General features: G+C 30.7%; 3 protein-coding genes. All 3 read left to right on the top strand.

The window, feature by feature from the left end:
- A partial coding sequence (locus ACW2QF_RS15560) for a U32 family peptidase (RefSeq protein ID WP_455716927.1) occupies positions 1-597 on the top strand: 597 nt, incomplete at its 5' end.
- A gap of 30 nt (positions 598-627) precedes the next feature.
- Positions 628-1,446, top strand: coding sequence for a hypothetical protein (locus ACW2QF_RS15565; protein ID WP_455716928.1), 819 nt, complete (start codon positions 628-630; stop codon positions 1,444-1,446).
- Between the two features lie 34 nt (positions 1,447-1,480).
- A partial coding sequence (locus tag ACW2QF_RS15570) for a hypothetical protein (RefSeq protein WP_455716929.1) occupies positions 1,481-1,855 on the top strand: 375 nt, incomplete at its 3' end.

The following is a 1,855-nucleotide window of genomic DNA, read 5'->3' on the forward strand; positions in this document are numbered from 1 at the left end:
AAACAACAGTATCCGGTATCTCTACATGCAAGCGTTTATCTGAAAACAATCAATGAAATGCAACTTTTGTATCTAAAAGAGATAGGAGTTAAAAGAACCATTTTATCCTATCACATACAAATGGATGAAATTAAAAAGTTTTCAGAAAAAAATATTATGGAACTTGAAGTTATTGGATATCTAGGTTGCTCATTTTATAATGGGGCATGCAGTTTTTTACATGATTATGGAGAAGGGACATTAAATAATTTTCAGCCAGGTGTTTCATGTAAGAATAAATATAAAGTTTGGGATGATAATGAGATCAGAACAGAAAAATTGTTTGATGCAGAAAGCGGTTGTGCACTGTGTGTTTTGGGTGAGTTAGAAAATGCAGGTGTTACAACATTGAAAATTGTTGGAAGAGAGAGAAGTATTAAGCAAACAGAACAGGTAATAAAGCTATATAGTAAGTTTTTGGAAGGCTATCGACAAGGTAAATCATATACTGAAATGGTTAGTGAAATTCCTCTTTGGTGGAAACGTATTTGGTGTTCACAGATGAGATGTAAATATAGAGAAAGCAACGAAAATTATAAATATATCATTGGAAAGTAAAGCGCTTACTAAGAAAGGTTTGATGCTATTATGAATGAATGGCAGGTTAAATTAATGAAACAACTCCCTAAGGATTATGATACAGTTGTTTTGGGGGATGAATGTTGTATACATAAGGCACTACACGAAAAGTGGTTTGAATTATTAATTGAGGCTGTAAATAACGGAGTGAAAGTTAGATTTGTTACACCAATGGTTCCAGATAAATACTGCACCAATTTGTATGAATATTTGCAGAAGATGATTACTATCACGAAGCTAAAGGTTACATTTAATGATTATGGGTTTTTATATATGTGTAAGGATTTAATTTTAGAAAATAGGATTGTTCCTGTTATAGGAAGAGTGTTAACTCGATCACTGTTAGATTGTAGCTGGCATAGTAAATTACTTGAAGGGGAGGAAGAAGCACTAATAGAAGTACTTCAAAAACACTCATTTTTAGAGAGTGAAAAGATTTCTCTTATGAAGGAACTGGGAGTTGAGGAAATAGAATTAAATTGGATGACTTATAAAGATGTAAAATATTTAAAAGAGCACGGGTTGAAGTGTACTTGCTACGTGTCAAACAATATACTTTCAATGGGACGAGTATGCTATAGTTCAAAGTGGTATGAAATGAATGTACCAGAGTGTGTGAATGATGATAGATGTTATAACAGGCTAAATATAGAATTGGAAAAAACGTGGGGAAAAGAAAGACTTATGTATGAGAATGCTACTGAAGAAATGAAAGAATATTTTGAAAGTTGTTATGTAGAGGGAAATGCTATTTTTAAAAATACTGGATTAGAAGTGGATGATATTAGATTGGCTGATTTTGATAGAGTAATTGTTACAGAAAAATAGTAATTAATTTTATGTATAATGCTTTAGGAGGAATATGAGCGAAGAAAAGAAAGAAATATCACATGTAAAAAAGATGTATGATGAAGCTTGTGCGTTATTACATAAAAACTATAATCATAGTGAAGATATGCCCAATATGAAAAAGTATCAATTAATGAAACAAGAAAATAAAGCAATAATGTGGTTGAATCAATATATTTTCGATAACCATGGAGTCGTGTTGTGTGAGAAAACTAGAATAGAGCAATATGAAGGCATAATTGCTATGTTACATTCTTCAGAGTATCTTAAATGGTTATCAGAAGGTATTGTAATAAATATTATGTACAATGCTGCTAAATTAGATGAATTATATGAAATTTTAGAAGATGATAAATCAAAAAATACTTTTAAGTGGTTTATACAATAC

The organism is Anaerosporobacter sp. (assembly GCF_965301125.1).